This is a genomic window from Pseudomonas sp. HLT2-19-2 (genome assembly GCF_054898005.1).
Genome location: NZ_CM142712.1, coordinates 3898178 through 3912630 on the forward strand (window position 1 = coordinate 3898178; position 14453 = coordinate 3912630).

Annotated in this window: 15 protein-coding genes and 1 pseudogene; 5 read left to right on the forward strand and 11 right to left on the reverse strand. The window is 57.7% G+C overall.

Annotated features, from left to right (window positions below; translation table 11 throughout):
- Positions 1 to 6: 6 nt before the first annotated feature.
- Positions 7 to 1392, reverse strand: a complete 1386-nt coding sequence (locus ACYZTU_RS18095) for an iron-containing redox enzyme family protein (protein WP_461964582.1) — start codon at positions 1390 to 1392, stop codon at positions 7 to 9.
- Positions 1393 to 1586: 194 nt separating this feature from the next.
- Between ACYZTU_RS18095 and ACYZTU_RS18100 the strand changes: the two are divergent.
- Positions 1587 to 1821, forward strand: a pseudogene (locus tag ACYZTU_RS18100) (cupin domain-containing protein); the annotation flags it as partial.
- 29 nt (positions 1822 to 1850) lie between these two features.
- Here the strand turns inward: ACYZTU_RS18100 and ACYZTU_RS18105 are convergent.
- Positions 1851 to 2576: a tellurite resistance TerB family protein gene (locus tag ACYZTU_RS18105; protein ID WP_461964583.1), complete on the reverse strand. Its 726-nt coding sequence runs from the start codon at positions 2574 to 2576 to the stop codon at positions 1851 to 1853.
- Positions 2577 to 2722: 146 nt separating this feature from the next.
- Between ACYZTU_RS18105 and ACYZTU_RS18110 the strand changes: the two genes are divergently transcribed.
- The 3 genes from ACYZTU_RS18110 (at position 2723) to ACYZTU_RS18120 (ending at position 4713) form a co-directional block, all read left to right on the forward strand.
- Positions 2723 to 3148: a GNAT family N-acetyltransferase gene (locus ACYZTU_RS18110; protein WP_461964584.1), complete on the forward strand. Its 426-nt coding sequence runs from the start codon at positions 2723 to 2725 to the stop codon at positions 3146 to 3148.
- Between the two features lie 246 nt (positions 3149 to 3394).
- Entirely contained in the window at positions 3395 to 4114 is a 720-nt protein-coding gene (pcsA, locus tag ACYZTU_RS18115; RefSeq protein ID WP_461964585.1) for a phosphatidylcholine synthase, read from the forward strand.
- 125 nt (positions 4115 to 4239) lie between these two features.
- Positions 4240 to 4713 (forward strand): GNAT family N-acetyltransferase, encoded by a 474-nt coding sequence (locus tag ACYZTU_RS18120; RefSeq protein WP_461964586.1) that lies wholly within the window; start codon positions 4240 to 4242, stop codon positions 4711 to 4713.
- Here the strand turns inward: ACYZTU_RS18120 and ACYZTU_RS18125 are convergent.
- The 4 genes from ACYZTU_RS18125 to ACYZTU_RS18140 all read right to left on the reverse strand — a co-directional run bounded on the left by ACYZTU_RS18125 (position 4670) and on the right by ACYZTU_RS18140 (position 8436).
- Positions 4670 to 5593 carry an alpha/beta fold hydrolase gene (locus ACYZTU_RS18125; RefSeq protein WP_461964587.1) on the reverse strand — a complete coding sequence of 308 codons (924 nt, stop codon included), beginning with the start codon at positions 5591 to 5593 and terminating at the stop codon, positions 4670 to 4672. The genes ACYZTU_RS18120 and ACYZTU_RS18125 overlap by 44 nt on opposite strands.
- Before the next feature lie 568 nt (positions 5594 to 6161).
- On the reverse strand, positions 6162 to 7175 hold the full coding sequence (locus tag ACYZTU_RS18130) for a GlxA family transcriptional regulator (RefSeq protein WP_461971094.1): 1014 nt from the start codon (positions 7173 to 7175) through the stop codon (positions 6162 to 6164).
- Positions 7176 to 7381: 206 nt separating this feature from the next.
- Positions 7382 to 8173, reverse strand: a complete 792-nt coding sequence (map, locus tag ACYZTU_RS18135; protein WP_461964588.1) for a type I methionyl aminopeptidase — start codon at positions 8171 to 8173, stop codon at positions 7382 to 7384.
- Positions 8170 to 8436, reverse strand: a complete 267-nt coding sequence (locus ACYZTU_RS18140) for a ParD-like family protein (protein WP_461964589.1) — start codon at positions 8434 to 8436, stop codon at positions 8170 to 8172. Before ACYZTU_RS18140 ends, map begins: the two co-directional genes overlap by 4 nt.
- A gap of 290 nt (positions 8437 to 8726) precedes the next feature.
- On the opposite strand from ACYZTU_RS18140, the gene ACYZTU_RS18145 reads away from it, so the two are divergent.
- On the forward strand, positions 8727 to 8903 hold the full coding sequence (locus tag ACYZTU_RS18145) for a hypothetical protein (protein WP_461964590.1): 177 nt from the start codon (positions 8727 to 8729) through the stop codon (positions 8901 to 8903).
- A 113-nt stretch (positions 8904 to 9016) separates the two neighbouring features.
- Here the strand turns inward: ACYZTU_RS18145 and ACYZTU_RS18150 are convergent, their stop codons facing one another.
- The 5 genes from ACYZTU_RS18150 to ACYZTU_RS18170 form a co-directional block, all read right to left on the reverse strand.
- Positions 9017 to 9790, reverse strand: a complete 774-nt coding sequence (locus tag ACYZTU_RS18150) for an L-iditol 2-dehydrogenase (protein WP_461964591.1) — start codon at positions 9788 to 9790, stop codon at positions 9017 to 9019.
- A gap of 66 nt (positions 9791 to 9856) precedes the next feature.
- Positions 9857 to 10954, reverse strand: coding sequence for an ABC transporter ATP-binding protein (locus tag ACYZTU_RS18155; protein ID WP_461964592.1), 1098 nt, complete (start codon positions 10952 to 10954; stop codon positions 9857 to 9859).
- 145 nt (positions 10955 to 11099) lie between these two features.
- Positions 11100 to 11930 (reverse strand): carbohydrate ABC transporter permease, encoded by an 831-nt coding sequence (locus ACYZTU_RS18160; RefSeq protein WP_449645483.1) that lies wholly within the window; start codon positions 11928 to 11930, stop codon positions 11100 to 11102.
- A 10-nt stretch (positions 11931 to 11940) separates the two neighbouring features.
- Complete coding sequence (locus tag ACYZTU_RS18165; RefSeq protein WP_282383457.1) at positions 11941 to 12840, reverse strand: carbohydrate ABC transporter permease; 900 nt, start codon at positions 12838 to 12840, stop codon at positions 11941 to 11943.
- Between the two features lie 78 nt (positions 12841 to 12918).
- The gene (locus ACYZTU_RS18170; RefSeq protein ID WP_461964593.1) at positions 12919 to 14226 is read right to left on the reverse strand and encodes an ABC transporter substrate-binding protein; all 1308 of its coding nucleotides are present in this window, start codon (positions 14224 to 14226) and stop codon (positions 12919 to 12921) included.
- Positions 14227 to 14453: the final 227 nt, after the last annotated feature.

Genomic DNA, 14453 nt, shown 5'->3' on the forward strand with positions numbered 1-14453 from the left:
GGCTCCCTATCGAAATCCGGATTTGAGTTCGATGAACCGTCGCGTGGCCATCAGGCCAGCCGGGTGAGCGTGCCGATGGGCAGAAAGCCATGGGATCAACACCTGCATTTGCTCGTCGGCGGCAAGCCCTTTAAGTGTAGCGTGCAGGCTTTGGATATCCGGGTCATTGGCGGGTACTGGCGGTTCGGTCGCGACGCTGGTGCCACGTCGAACCGCTGCCGGCGAACGCTCAGGTCGCCAGTCTCCGGCGATCCAGTCGTGCAGCAGCTGTTTTTCGTAGGGGCTGAACACCCCGAACATGGCCGCGCCGTTGCCATCGATCAATTGCCAGAAACGGCTGGCTTGCGGGTCTTGGTGACGTTTGATCCAGCCCTTGTTTTCCAGGGCGCTGAGGAAACCTGGCAACTGCTCCGGCGACGACAGCCATCGATTGACCGTCTTGCCTTCAAACCGACAGTAGTCGGAATGCATGTGCTGACCAAACGGGCGCTTGCGCTCAAGCATGTTCAGCAACTCGCCGTACAAGTCGAACGACTCGATGATCGCGCGACTGCCCTGCCCCAGATCGTTGAGCCGATAACCCAACGCGACCCTGTGCAGAAAATCTTCGCGGTCACCTTCCACCGGCAGCAATTGCAGCACCGACTGCACGGCTTTTTTCGCGTGGCCGGTGCTCGCATTGTCGATGGTCACGTGCAGCGTGAAGTAATACGGATCGATACCCAACTCGCTGAGTTCATAGGCGCTGATCAGCAAATGCAGCGGCAATTGTTCATAACCGAGGTTGTAGCCGATCACCTCCGGCAAAAAATCGTCGCTGCAATAACCGAGCGCCAATTGCACCGCACCTTGCAGGTAACGCTCATCGTCGATGAAGCCGTTGTCTTGTAAGCCATGCTCGGCGAGCAGTTTGCGGTAGATCACCACATGATTTTGCGCCGGGTTGCCCTCGCCCAACTCTTCCAGATAAGTGCAGATCAACCCTTCGAAACGAGGGTCATGCCAGTGCTGCAGCAGGCCATACAGCCACGCACCGTCCACCAGTTTGGTCGGGGCAACGGCTTGCAGGAAAAACAACGCGTGCGCCTTGTTAGTGAAGAACTGCCGCGGCCCGCCTTCCTTGCGTTTTTGCAAGTAGTCGGCGTATTGGCGAGCGACTTCGACGCAGTGTTGTTCGACAAAGGTTTGCAGTGCCGACAGGTCTTGCGGCATGTCCTCAGGCAAGTCTGCTGCGTGAGCAAGTTGAGCCTCGAGGAAGGTTTTGCCGAGTGCGCGCTGATGTTCGACATCGTCGCTCAGCAATAACTGTTCATAGATAAGCTTCAAGCTGCCGGCGGTCAGAATCGAGCGTTCGTGGGCCGGCAGGGATTCAAGTCGTGTCAGGGCAGTCATGGGTGTGTCTCTCGGTCTGAGGCCAGTGGCAGGACGCTGAATCAGCACGTCTCTACATCAGCAGAGCGACACGCGCGGAAAAAAATTCCATCTGCGTTGAAATCGCCCAGACAGACGGGCTTGTGGCGAGGGGCTTGGCGGACGTTCGAGTGAATATACTCAGCGGGTGTGGACTCATCCTTCGGAGAGCAATCATGCGCACGGTTCATGTCATCGAGCCCCAAAAAACCCCGACCCGGTCATTGTCGTGGGTGAGGCCATCACCATTCTCGCGGGCGGGCGTGCAAGGGGGTGGGCCGTCCGCATTTTCACCCTTGGGACGAGGCGTTCTACGTCATTGACGGGCAGGTGGAAGTGACGGTTGGGGGTAAGTCCACCACCGTTTCACTTGGGGGTTATGTGCATATCCCTAGTGGGTCGGTTTCAGCAGCTTCAGTCAGTGTGATGGCGAGCGATCATTAGGCCACGCCAACTTTGGCCTGTTGCTCCAGATGCACTTGCAGCTCCGGTTCGATTTTCAACGCAGCAGCCAATTCATCCAGATAGCTACGTTCGGCGTCCTGCTGATCGTCCACCAGCATCACACTGGCCAGGTACATCTCCGCCGCCATGCCAGGATCCGTGGCCGACTGCGCCACATCGGCGGCGTCCAGTGGCCGCGCGACTTCATCGTCCAGCCATTGCTGGAGCTCTGGATCGTCGGTGTGGCGGCCGATTTCGGTGCTGATCATCTGCTTCTCGGCGTCGTCGATCCGGCCGTCGGCCTTGGCCGCCGCAATCAACGCGCGGAGGATCGCATGGCTGTGGTTCTCGACTTCCGGGCCGGACAACAGGTCAACAGTGCGCAGTGCCTGTTGCGGCGCCGAGGCCTGGCTGCGTTGCCAGGCCTGATAAGCCTGGAACGCCATCATTCCGAGCGAAGCCAGCGCCGCGTAGTTGGTACCACCACCCGACCGGGTCCGGGTCGAACCGCCCATGGCTGAGCCTCCGCCCAGCAGGCCACCGAGTAAACCACCCAGGCCACCGCCCCCGGCGCTTGAACCGGCGCCACCGCCCAACAGGCCACCGAGCAATCCACCGAGCCCGCCGAGGCCACCTTGGGCCGACGCGCCACCGCCGCCCTGTTGCGACATTGAGCCTTGACCGGCTCGCAGAAGTTGTTCGAGCAGATCGCTGGTGTTCATGACGATGTCCTCATCGATGGGAGTGATAGTCAAGCAACGATAGTACTCGCTGGCAAATGCGCCACCACCGTTTGGCTGACCCTGATGACCATCGGCTGCGAGTGTTCTACCCTCGCTAACCCGATGCCCACAGGATCAACCAACACATGGACCGCCCTCTGATTGTCGTCAGCGACGTTATCGAACCTGAAGTCGAGCAAGTACTTAGCGCCGGGCTGAGTGCCTTCAATGAACAGATGACCGGAATCAACGACCGCCAGTCGCTGGCGGTAACGGTCCGCGATCCGGAAACCCATCAGGTGCTGGGCGGTATTACCGGGCGTACGTCGCTCGGCCTGCTGTTTCTCGATCTTTTCTACTTGCCCGAGTCACTGCGTGGCTCCGGGCTCGGTTCTCGACTGCTCAAAGCGTACGAAGACGAAGGTCGCCGTCGCGGTTGCAACTCGGCAGTGCTCTATACCCTCAGTTTCCAGGCCCCGGAGTTCTATGAAAAAAACGGCTGGCAGCGATTCGGGGAAGTGCCCTGCAACCCGCAAGGCACGAGTCGGGTGTTTATGAGCAAGGTGCTGTGAATGAGCCGATCTGCACCAGGTCAATCCGGAGATAGCCACGTTTGAGTAAAAATATCGCCCTGTGCCGATGTTTCATTTAATACCCCGGATTTATCCGGGGTATTTTTTTGCCGCCCAGCTAAGATTTACAGATGGTGAACCTTATCCCCGGATACCCGGTCGATACATGCAACCTGACTTCGTTTGCCGACACCCCCAATTGAAGGGGTGATAACAGGCTTGCTTCACTTTCTGGAGAACACCCCCGTGATATCGACCCTACACATCGCCAGGCTCAAAGCATGGGGCGCCCATGGTTTTACCGCCACTGGCGTGGTCACTGCCTTCCTCGCAACCCTCGCCTTGCTGGAAAACCAGGCCACAAACTGCTTGCTGTGGCTGGGCGTCGCCCTGATTGTCGATGGCCTGGACGGCGCGTTGGCGCGCAAGGTCAATGTCCAGTCGGTGCTGCCAAGTTTCGATGGCTCGATCCTCGATCTGGTCATCGACTACCTGACGTATGTGTTTATCCCAGCGCTGTTCATCTATCGCTACATACCTTTGCCGGACTACACGCTGCTGTTGACCGTGTCGCTGATTCTGGTCTCGTCGCTGTTTTGCTTCTGCAACGTCAACATGAAGAGCAAAGACAACTACTTCCAGGGCTTCCCCGCCGCCTGGAACGTGGTAGCCCTGTGCCTGTACATCATCGCCCCATCGCCGTGGATCACTTTTCTCACCGTCATCGGCCTGGCGCTGTTGACCGTGACCCGGATGAAGTTCCTCCACCCGTTCCGCGTGCGCAAGTTCATGCCGATCAACATCGCCGTGACGGCGATCTGGCTGCTGTGCAGTTTGTCGTTGGTGGTCAACCATCCGGTGATCAACCCGATGGTGATGGGGCTTTGGCTGCTGATGTCGGCTTATTTCCTGGGGATCTGCATCTGGCGCACGGCGCTGGAGTGGTTCGATAGCTCGCGGGGATAATGGATTGTAGCGTGGCCGATTTCTCCCACAAACTGCAGAAATCGGCCAACGTCGCGTGCCGAAGGCCGAGGACGCCAAGGCGTGGGAAGCCTTCAAGCGAAGGACACAAGGACTGGGGTCTTCAAATGAATAACCAGATTCGACTCGCCACCCCTGACGATGCGGCAGTCATAAGCCAGGTCATCATTCAGTCGTTGCGCAAGTCCAATGCCCTGGACTATCCGCCCGAAGTCATTTCGCAGGTAGAGAAAAGCTTTTCTGCCGAGGCCATCCGCGCTTTGTTGAAACAACGCTTGGTCTTTGTCGCAACCATCAATAAGCGCGTGGTCGCCACGGCCAGCCTAGATCAAGACGTTGTGCGCAGCGTATTCGTCGAGCCAAGCCATCAAGCGCGCGGACTCGGCAGGCAGCTGATGGCGACGCTTCATTCTGTCGCCCAACACGCAAAAATCGAGGTACTGCGCGTCCCCTCCTCCATTACCGCAGAAGCCTTTTACTTCAAGCTGGGTTATCGAAAAGTCCGCGACGAATTTCACGGTGCCGAGCGCACGATCATCATGGAGCGGCGTCTGACACCCATTGTCGACGCCTCGAACTAATGGCTCGTACGTGATTGACCTGGATATCTGAGGCAACACGGCCCTGCGTCCTGGAAGCCGGCTGCAGAAAACCGAGCAAGGCCTGCCGAGTGTCATGCCAGGCCGCCGGGTGTTCCATATCGAGGAAGTGCCCGGCGTTCTTGATGGTATGGAACTGGGACTGAGGGGCATGATCGGCAAAAAGCCAGGCGTCTTCTACCGAGGTGTACTCATCCCATTCGCCGTTGACGAACAGCAGCGGGATTTCGATGGCCCCGGCACAGGCGACGTAGCAATGGGTGTCTTGGGTCAGCACCTCATCGACGTGGAAATGCATCTGCTTGTACTCGTGCTCGGCCAGACTGCGGATATGGCGGTCATTAAAGCGTTTGAACAGCGATGGAAGGTGCTTGCCGATCGTGCTGTTGATCAAGCGACCGACATTGAGGCGGTCGCAGGCCTGGAGATGGTTCAGGCCGCTTTCCAGGTAATCGCGCATCGGCGTATTGATCCGCGCTGCGAATGAATTGATCACCGCCTTCTCGATTCGTCGCGGCCGCTGGGCCAGCGCCAACAAGGTAGCCGCGCCGCCCCAGGAAAAAGACAGCACGTGGTGCGCACAGAAGTGTTCGATTAATTCCAGCAGTATCGCTGCCTCGTCTTCCTTTCGGATCGGTTGGCAGTGGAGATTGTGTTGCCTCGACTGACCGGCGTAGGGCTGGTCGTAGAGAACCACATTGAATTGCGGCTGCAGATAACGCACCGTTTGGGCAAAGGATGCGGTTGTTGCCAGCGAGCCGTTGACCAGAATGATGGTCTTGTCAGCTGCAGTGTTGAGATAGTGCTCGGTATAAACCTTGTACTTCCCGCAGATCTCGACGATGGCAGTTTTCGGCATCATGTCATTTACTTCCTTGAACCCATTGGACTAAGCGCACAGCGTGAGGGATGCCCACAGGGCCCTATCGCAGAAAGCACAACACGTGGACCTGACAGCGAAGTGCCAGGCCAATACATTAATAATTCAGGGCGGTTTTCAAGCGTTAGCGCATAGGCCTCCTCGGGCTTAACCTGGCAACACGGGCAAGCAACAACAGCGCGAGGGTGCTCCGATGGCTACCGTGACCAATGAGTCACTGACTGACCATTGATTCAGAGTTAAGCAGGGATTTCTCCGTCTGCAAGAACGCAGACGAGTTATTACGTCGGCCCCTAAGCCCTGAACGGGCTCAGATCGCGGAACTACAGTTGCAAAAAAACCGCCCGTAGGCGGCTTAGGCCGTGTGCGCTGTTGCAGAGGCGTTGGAGCACGGACAACTGGTCAGAGCCGGTGGCCGCGAGTGGAGCACGCAGCTTGAAATATGCTCGTACTGTTCCAAAACCAATCAAAACCCCTACCGGGCAATCATGCACTACCACTATGAACGGCTACATAGGGTTTTGAACCCGACTGTAAAATTGCGCCGCCCCTATTTGACGAGTCGCGTTTCCTTGGAAGGCCGGTATCCAAAGTACGAGCTATAGCATTTGCTGAAGTGGCTGGGCGATACAAAGCCACACGCAACCAACACGTCCACCTGGGACAGCTCTGTGTGCTGGAGCAGTCGACGCGCTTCGGTAATCCGCAATTCCATGTAATACCGTTGTGGCGTTGTACCCAGTTGCTCCTTGAACAAGCGCTCGAGTTGTCGACGAGAACGGCCTGCGTAAACGGCCAACTGCTCCAACTCCAGAGGCTCTTCGAGGTTGGCATCCATCAGTTTCACCACCTCGCGTAATGGCGCGCTCACACAGATATTTTCAGTCGGCTTTATGCGCCGATAACGAGACTCCTCGAAAGCCAGGATGTCCTCGATACCCTCGACGAGTGCTTTGTCGTGCAGCCCTTTGATCCAGTCCAACGCCATATGGAACGCCCCCGAGGGACTGGAAGCCGTGAGCCGGTCTCGATCAATGACGTAGGGCTCACTGGTGACATGCGTCGCCTTGGCGATTTCCGCGAGTGCGGGGCGATGTTCGGGGTGAATCGCGCAACGATATCCGTCAAGCAAGCCTGCCCTTCCCAGAAACCATGCGCCATTCCACAACCCGGCCAGACTGACACCCTGGTCTGCCGCCGCTCTCAACAGACTGATGAAATCATCACTCGCCTTCAGTTCTGTTCGGTAGCCACCACAAATGACCAGCAAATCCAGGTCTTGGATCGCTGAACAATCGATACGGGCATCTGGCCGAATGACCAAGCCCAGGTCACTGACGACTTCTCCATCGTTCAAGCCAAATGTCCGGGAAGAGAACAACAGGGGTCGCAGTAGATTCGCGGTGACAATCGTATCCAGTGCTTGCGTGAATGCGGGCAGCGAGAAATGCTCGAGCAACAGAAATCCTGTCCGAACCCTTTGAGTCGTCTCGTTGGGGTTATCGTTCAGATAGCGAAGATTTTTCCCCTTCATGCCTCCGCTAAATTGCCGTCGCTCGATCAATGTTTGATCCACTCGGTTACGTTAACGACCCTGTCGTTGGGTGCGTTGATAACGCGCATGCTAACCACAAAAGTTTCAAAACCACTAGCGCCATTATGCGATTGATCAGGCAAGCTGAAAGCCGTGACGAAGTGGGTCTTCAGCATCGACAAAAAGGGTGTTGTGGCCAGTAATCCTGGCCCACTCGAGTGTGATGAACGACGCGCCTAAACGATGGCGGGATACCCATCGACACTATCGGGCCAACGGGTCAGAACCTCGAAGCCGTCGTCAGTGACTGCGACCATATGCTCCCATTGAGCCGAGAGCGAGTGATCCTTGGTGACCACGGTCCAGCCATCAGCCAGCGTTTTCACATGGCGTTTGCCAGCGTTCAGCATGGGCTCAATGGTAAAGATCATGCCGGTTTTCAGTGTCAAACCCTGGCCTGGGTAGCCGTAATGAAGGACCTGCGGCTCATCGTGATAAACCTTGCCGATACCGTGACCGCAGTATTCGCGCACGACGCTGAATCCGTCTCTTTCGGCCACGGTCTGAATGGCATGGCCAATGTCGCCCAGCGTAGCGCCGGGGCGGACGACGCGAATACCGGCACACATCGCTTCATAGGTCGTCTTCGCCAGGCGCCGAGCATCCGGGCCGGGCTCCCCCACGAAGTACATGCGGCTGGTGTCGCCGTACCAGCCCTCCTTGATAACGGCAATGTCGATATTCACGATATCGCCATCCTTGAGTGCGTTGGCCGAAGGGATGCCATGGCAGACCACCTGGTTGACCGATGTACACACGGTTTTCGGGAAGCCGTGATAGCCGACATTGCCTGGAATGGCTTTTTGCACGTTGACGATGTAGTCGTGACAGAGCTGATCAAGTTCGTCGGTGGTGACCCCTGCTTTGACGTGGGGAGCAATCATGGCCAGGACCTCGGCGGCCAGCGTGCCTGCAGCGCGAGACATGGCTATCTCTGCCGGGCTGTTGATAGCGACATTCGCCTTCATTGCTTGGCTCCTGGTGTTACATGAACCTGGGAGCTTTGCGAAAAATCGGCGAGTGCGCAGAGCTGTTTTAAATCGAGCCCCCCCGCCAGTTCGGCACGAATCAGCACGCGGCAGAGGTCGCTGTGATCCAGGTTGGGATGTAACTCCGCAAGCATCCCTATGCGCATCCAGTGCTCAGCCTGGGCGTTGATCGAGCGGCTCAGCGCATCGCTGGCGACGCGCAAATTCTCGTGCATGCCCTCTGAAATTTTTACGATACCCACTGACTCATCCAATATGAAATGCATATGAAACATACATTAATTGATGAGGGTGAGGGATTGCAATTTCACGGACAGAACCCGCTGAGGCAGCCAGGCACCTGAAGTGCATCGTTCAGCGAGTGCGGTTGCTAAACGTTGATCTCGGCCGTGATGTCCAGATAGTTGACCCCGGCTTTGATGCAGGCGCGCATCAGCGCTGGCGCCGTTTGGTCACGGGGACCGGCGACAAAAAATCTCGAACTCCAGCCATAGCGCTGAATCCAATGTTCAGGTCAATGGAGGTAAGCGATATGAACAACGATGACAGAGTCAACGACGTCGAAAAAGATCCTGAGGACAGGGACCCTGACGCCAAAAGTGTGGATGAAACCATTACGCCCTCTTCAACCCCAACCAAGGAGCAGGACGCTGAGGAGCTCAGTCGAAAAATAGCTGAGATAGAACGCAAGGTGGCGGACGGCAACTAGCAAGATGCTTGACGTTGGCAGGCGTCAAAAGCGGCCATTGACCTGGGTCGGGCTGGCCGCTTTTTTAGCATTGATGGGTACGCGTTGCCATTGCAATTGCCTGTGCCTTGAAATCAACTCATCCAGTTTCCACCGTCGACATTGTAGGTCTGAGCCACCACATATTCGCTCTCGGACGAAGCGAGGAATATCGCCATTCCCGTCAGGTCATCAGCGGTCCCCATCCGTCCAAAAGGCACCTCTTGACCCACGAGCCTTTTCTTTTCACCCAATGGCCGATTCTCATATCGAGCGAACATTGCATCGACGCCATCCCAGTGCTCGCCGTCTACCACGCCTGGCGCGATGGCATTCACATTGATCCCATGCTTGATCAGGTCCAGACCTGCTGATTGTGTAAGGCTGATCACGGCCGCTTTGGTCGCGCAATACACCCCCACGAGCGCTTCCCCTCTCCTGCCAGCCTGGCTGGCCATGTTGATGATCTTGCCGCCATGCCCCTGCCGAATCATCTGACGAGCAGCGGCCTGAAGGGTGAACAGTGTTCCTGCGACATTGATCGAAAACAATCGCTCGAAGCTGTCGCGGGTGATGTCGACAATGGGCGCGAGATCGAAGAGCGCAGCGTTGTTGATCAAGATATCCAACTTGCCTGTCTGTGCGATGACGGCAGCCATCGCATCCTCGATAGACGCTTGGTCGGTCACGTCCATCTCGACAGCGTAGGCGTTCGGCCCAAGCTCTTCAGCCGTGGCCCGGGCGCGTTCAAGGTTGATGTCAGCGATGGCTACCCTTGCGCCTTCATTCACATAGGCCTGAGCAAAAGAACGGCCAATGCCTCGGGCGGATCCGGTGACAAGCGCGCTTTTACCTTCTAGTCGTTTCATTGATTGTTCATCCGTTTTCTTGAATATCGGGTACGCCCAACCGAGGGCAGTGGAGAGGCTTGAAGATCAGGCGGCGAGTCGCACCAACGGGGCGATAGCCTTCCCGTGCTCGTCGAACAAATGGCAATGCGCAACGTCCAGCGCGACCCACCGCTGCTCTCCATAAGCGACATCGCAATCGCCGTTGACGCGTACGGTGAGTGCTTCACCGGACTTGGCGACGACGTGGCAGAAGGTGTCGCTGCCCAGGCGTTCGGTGACGTCTGTGGTGATGGGCAGTTGCCCTTGATCATCCAGGCTGAGGTGTTCAGGGCGTATGCCGACTGTGACCGGGTTGCCCACGCTCAACGTGCTTGCGTCACGAGGGATGAGCAAACGTCGACCGGAGGCCAGCTCGACCTCTACACCCTGATAGCTGCTGGCAACCACGGTGGCCTTGAGGAAGCCCATTTTTGGAGTGCCCAAAAAGCCTGCCACGAACAGATTGGCAGGCTGGTGATAGAGGTCGAGCGGTGAACCAATCTGTTCTATTCGACCGCCGTTGAGCACCACCACTTTGGTGGCGAGCGTCATGGCTTCGACCTGATCGTGGGTCACGTAGATCATCGTGGCTTGCAGTTCCTTGTGCAGCCGCGACAGCTCCAGACGCATCTGCACCCGTAGAGCGGCGTCGAGGTTGGACAGTGGCTCATCGAACAGGAAGATCTTCGGATTGCGTACGATGGCGCGGCCGATGGCCACGCGCTGACGTTGACCGCCCGAGAGTTGCTTCGGCTTACGTTCCAACAAGCGTTCCAGCTCCAGGATCCGGGCGGCCTCAGTCACCTTTCGCTCGACGTCCTGCTTGTCATCACCCGCCAGATCCAGCGCAAACGACATGTTCTTGCGCACCGTCATGTGCGGGTACAGGGCGTAGGTCTGGAACACCATCGCCAGATCGCGCTTGGCCGGACTGACTTCGGTGATGTCGCGACCATCCAGTTCGATGGTGCCGCCGCTGACCTCTTCCAGGCCGGCGATCAGGCGCAGCAACGTGGATTTTCCGCAGCCCGACGGGCCGACAAACACCACGAACTCGCGGTCGTTCACTTCCAGGTCGATGCCTTTGATGATGGAAAAGCCTTCGAAGCCTTTTTGCAGATTCTTGATTGTCAGGTTGGCCATGGTGATGGGCCTCCGCTTGTTTTTATTCATTTGAGCCGGACGGGCTTTTTGTAGGAGCCAGCGGTGCGGCGATCCGACTTGCCGGCGAAGGCGTCCGGGAGATCGCCTTCGCCGGCAAGCCGTGCTCCTACAGGGGTTGGGGCGTTTATTTCACGGCGCCGAACGATAGGCCGCGGACCAATTGTTTCTGGCTGATCCAGCCGAAGATCAGGATCGGCGCACAGGCCAGCGTCGACACCGCCGACAACTTGGCCCAGAACAGACCTTCGGGACTGGAGTACGAGGCGATCAACGCGGTCAGTGGCGCGGCTTTCGACGAGGTCAGGTTCAGCGACCAGAACGCCTCGTTCCAGCACAGGATCAGCGACAGCAGCACCGTGGACGCCAGGCCGCCCTTGGCGATCGGCAGCAGCACCCGGACCATTTCCTGCCACAGGGTGGCGCCATCCAGGCGCGCGGCTTCGAGGATGTCCTTGGGGATGTCCTTGAAGTAGGTGTAAATCATCCAGACCACGATCGGCAGGTTGATCAGCGTGTAGATCACGATCAGGGCGATCCGCGTATCGAGCAGGCCCAAACTCTTGGCCAGCAGGTAGATCGGCATCAGCACGCCCACCGGTGGCAGCATCTTGGTCGAGAGCATCCACAACAGCGTGCCTTTGGTGCGCTGGGTTTCGTAGAACGCCATCGAGTACGCCGCCGGCACCGCGATCAGCAGGCACAGGGCCGTGGCGCTGAACGAAATCACCACCGAGTTCCAGGCGAAACTGAAGTAATCGCTGCGCTCGTTGATGTGCAGGTAGTTCTCCAGCGTCGGGGTGAAGATGAACTGCGGCGGCGTGGCGAACGCATCGATTTCGGTCTTGAAACTGGTCATCACCATCCAGAAGATCGGAAAGAAGATCAGGATCGCGATGGCCCAGGCCAGGGTGCCGAGCAGCAGGCTTTGCAGACGGCGGGATTGTTGAAGGGTCATGGCGCAGGCCTCAGGCTTTGTCAGTCAGGTTTTTGCCGATCATGCGCACCAGCACGATGGCCGCGATGTTGGCGATCACCACCGCGATCAAACCGCCGGCGGACGCCATGCCGACGTCGAACTGCACCAGCGCCTGGTTGTAGATCAGGTAGGCCAGGTTGGTCGAGGCGTAGCCGGGGCCACCGTTGGTGGTGGTGAAGATTTCGGCGAACACCGAGAGCAGGAAGATGGTTTCGATCATCACCACCACCGCAATCGGCCGCGCCAGGTGCGGCAGAGTCAGGTGCCAGAAGATCGCGATCGGTCCGGCACCGTCGAGGCGCGCGGCTTCCTTCTGTTCCTGGTCGAGGGACTGCATGGCGGTCATCAGGATCAGGATCGCAAAGGGCAGCCATTGCCAGGAGACAATGATGATGATCGACAGCAGCGGGTAATGCGCCAGCCAGTCCACCGGTTGCGCGCCGAACAGCTTCCAGACGTAGGCGAGGATCCCCGACACCGGGTGGAAAATCAGGTTCTTCCAGATCAGCGCACCGACGGTGGGCATGATGAAAAACGGCGAGATCAGCATCACCCGCACGATGCCGCGACCGAGAAACTCACTGGCCTCCAGCAGCGCACTGATCAGCACCCCGAACACCACGCTGATCAACAGCACGCTGCCGACCAGCAACAGGGTGTTGGTGGCGCCGGGCAGGAACCCCGAGTCGCTGAGGAAGTAGCTGAAGTTCTCAAGCCCCACGAACTGGTTTTCACCGGGGTAGAGCAGGTTGTAGCGGATCAGCGAGAAGTAAACGGTCATGCCCAGCGGCACGATCATCCACAGCAGCAACAACGCCACCGAGGGGCTGACCAGGAACCAGCCGGGGTTGGCCAACCGGCTTTTACGCACCGGTTGGGGAATGTCCATGTGAGCGTTGGCAGTTGAAATATTCATGGCGAAGAACCGATTAAGAACAGACAAATGAAGATCAACTGTGGGAGCGGGTTACTTGGGGTAACCGGCGCGCTTCATTTCACGTTCAGTGGAGGCCTGTGCGGCGGCGAGTGCTTGATCGACCGACATCTGTCCAGTAAGCGCCGCCGAAAACAGCTTCCCGACAGAAGTGCCGATCGCCTGGAACTCGGGAATGGTGACGTACTGGATGCCCACGTAAGGAACAGGCTTGCTCGAGGGGTGCGCAGGATCGGCGTGCTGCATCATCTGCAAGGTCACTTGGGCGAAAGGCGCGGCCTTCAAATAGGCCTCGTTGTAGGTGGACTGTCGAGTACCTGGCGGCACATGGGTGATGCCGTCCATTTCAGCGACAAGCTGGATGTATTCTTTCGACGTCGCCCACGTGATAAAGGCCTTCGCGGTGTCTTTGTGCTTGGAGGTTGCCGGTATCGCCAGCGACCACGCATACAGCCACGACGAACCTTTGTCGGTCACCTCAGTCGGTGCAGGCGCAAAGCCCACACTGTCGACGACCTTGCTCTGCTCTTTGTCGGTGGTGAACGACCCCGCGACGCTGGCATCCACCCAGATGGCGCATTTGCCGCTGTTGAACAGGGCCAGGGTTTCGTTGAACCCATTGCTGGATACACCTGGCGGCCCATACTTCTTGAGGGTATCAACGTAGAAGTGCGCCGCTGCTGTCCACTCTGGGCTGGAAAGTTCCGGCTGCCACTTTTCATCGAACCAACGGGCACCAAAGGCGTTGGCCATTGTGCTCATCAGTGCCATGTTCTCCCCCCAACCAGCCTTGCCACGCAGGCACATGCCGTATTGTCCTTTGTCAGGCTGGTGGAGCCTGGACGCAAGTTCGCCTAGCTGCGTCCAGGTCGGATGCTCCGGCATGCTCAGATCCGCTTGCTTGAACAGATCGGTGCGGTAATAGGTGATCGTGCTTTCGCCGTAGAAAGGCAACGCGTAGAGCGTGTTGTTGACTGACAGGCCTTGGCGTACCGAAGGGAAGATGTCTTCCAGGTCGTACTCCGGTGGCAGCCCGGTGATGGGCTCGAGCCAACCCTTGGCCCCCCAAAGCGGCGTTTCATAAGTACCAATCGTCAGCACATCGAATTGGCCGCCTTGTGTGGCGATATCGGTGGTCAGGCGCTGACGCAGGACGTTTTCTTCCAGCACCACCCAATTGAGCTTCACATCAGGATGCTGCTGTTCAAAAATTTTGGAGAGTCGCTGCATGCGGATCATGTCGCCATTGTTGACGGTGGCAATGGTCACTGTTTCAGCGGCTTGACTGACAAGGGCGAAGGATAGGCCTGCGGAAAGGAAAAGCGCTTTCGGGATTTTCATCGTAGTGCTCTCCGCTCCGCGCCTTGGACGACGGGAGCTATTATTTTTGTTGTTAACCACCGCTAATCAAATACGTCTGGCCGGCAATGGTGGACGACTCGATTACAGCAGCTTAAAAAGGCCCGGACAAACGCATAGCGGATGCTCATCTGATACTTTTTTAACCGACCGCAGCCTGGCTGCCAGAGATCAAAAAAGTATCAGTTGCAGGCAATACGTGAGCTAGC

Excerpts from the sequence above, each read along its gene's own strand:
- ACYZTU_RS18095 (WP_461964582.1), bottom strand. The coding sequence starts at position 1,392 with ATGACTGCCCTGACACGACTTGAATCCCTGCCGGCCCACGAACGCTCG.
- ACYZTU_RS18150 (WP_461964591.1), bottom strand. The coding sequence starts at position 9,790 with ATGAAACGACTAGAAGGTAAAAGCGCGCTTGTCACCGGATCCGCCCGA.
- ACYZTU_RS18160 (WP_449645483.1), bottom strand. The coding sequence starts at position 11,930 with ATGACCCTTCAACAATCCCGCCGTCTGCAAAGCCTGCTGCTCGGCACC.
- ACYZTU_RS18155 (WP_461964592.1), bottom strand. The coding sequence starts at position 10,954 with ATGGCCAACCTGACAATCAAGAATCTGCAAAAAGGCTTCGAAGGCTTT.
- map (WP_461964588.1), bottom strand. The coding sequence starts at position 8,173 with ATGAAGGCGAATGTCGCTATCAACAGCCCGGCAGAGATAGCCATGTCT.
- ACYZTU_RS18110 (WP_461964584.1), top strand. The coding sequence starts at position 2,723 with ATGGACCGCCCTCTGATTGTCGTCAGCGACGTTATCGAACCTGAAGTC.
- ACYZTU_RS18165 (WP_282383457.1), bottom strand. The coding sequence starts at position 12,840 with ATGGACATTCCCCAACCGGTGCGTAAAAGCCGGTTGGCCAACCCCGGC.
- ACYZTU_RS18120 (WP_461964586.1), top strand. The coding sequence starts at position 4,240 with ATGAATAACCAGATTCGACTCGCCACCCCTGACGATGCGGCAGTCATA.
- ACYZTU_RS18170 (WP_461964593.1), bottom strand. The coding sequence starts at position 14,226 with ATGAAAATCCCGAAAGCGCTTTTCCTTTCCGCAGGCCTATCCTTCGCC.
- ACYZTU_RS18125 (WP_461964587.1), bottom strand. The coding sequence starts at position 5,593 with ATGATGCCGAAAACTGCCATCGTCGAGATCTGCGGGAAGTACAAGGTT.
- ACYZTU_RS18145 (WP_461964590.1), top strand. The coding sequence starts at position 8,727 with ATGAACAACGATGACAGAGTCAACGACGTCGAAAAAGATCCTGAGGAC.
- ACYZTU_RS18105 (WP_461964583.1), bottom strand. The coding sequence starts at position 2,576 with ATGAACACCAGCGATCTGCTCGAACAACTTCTGCGAGCCGGTCAAGGC.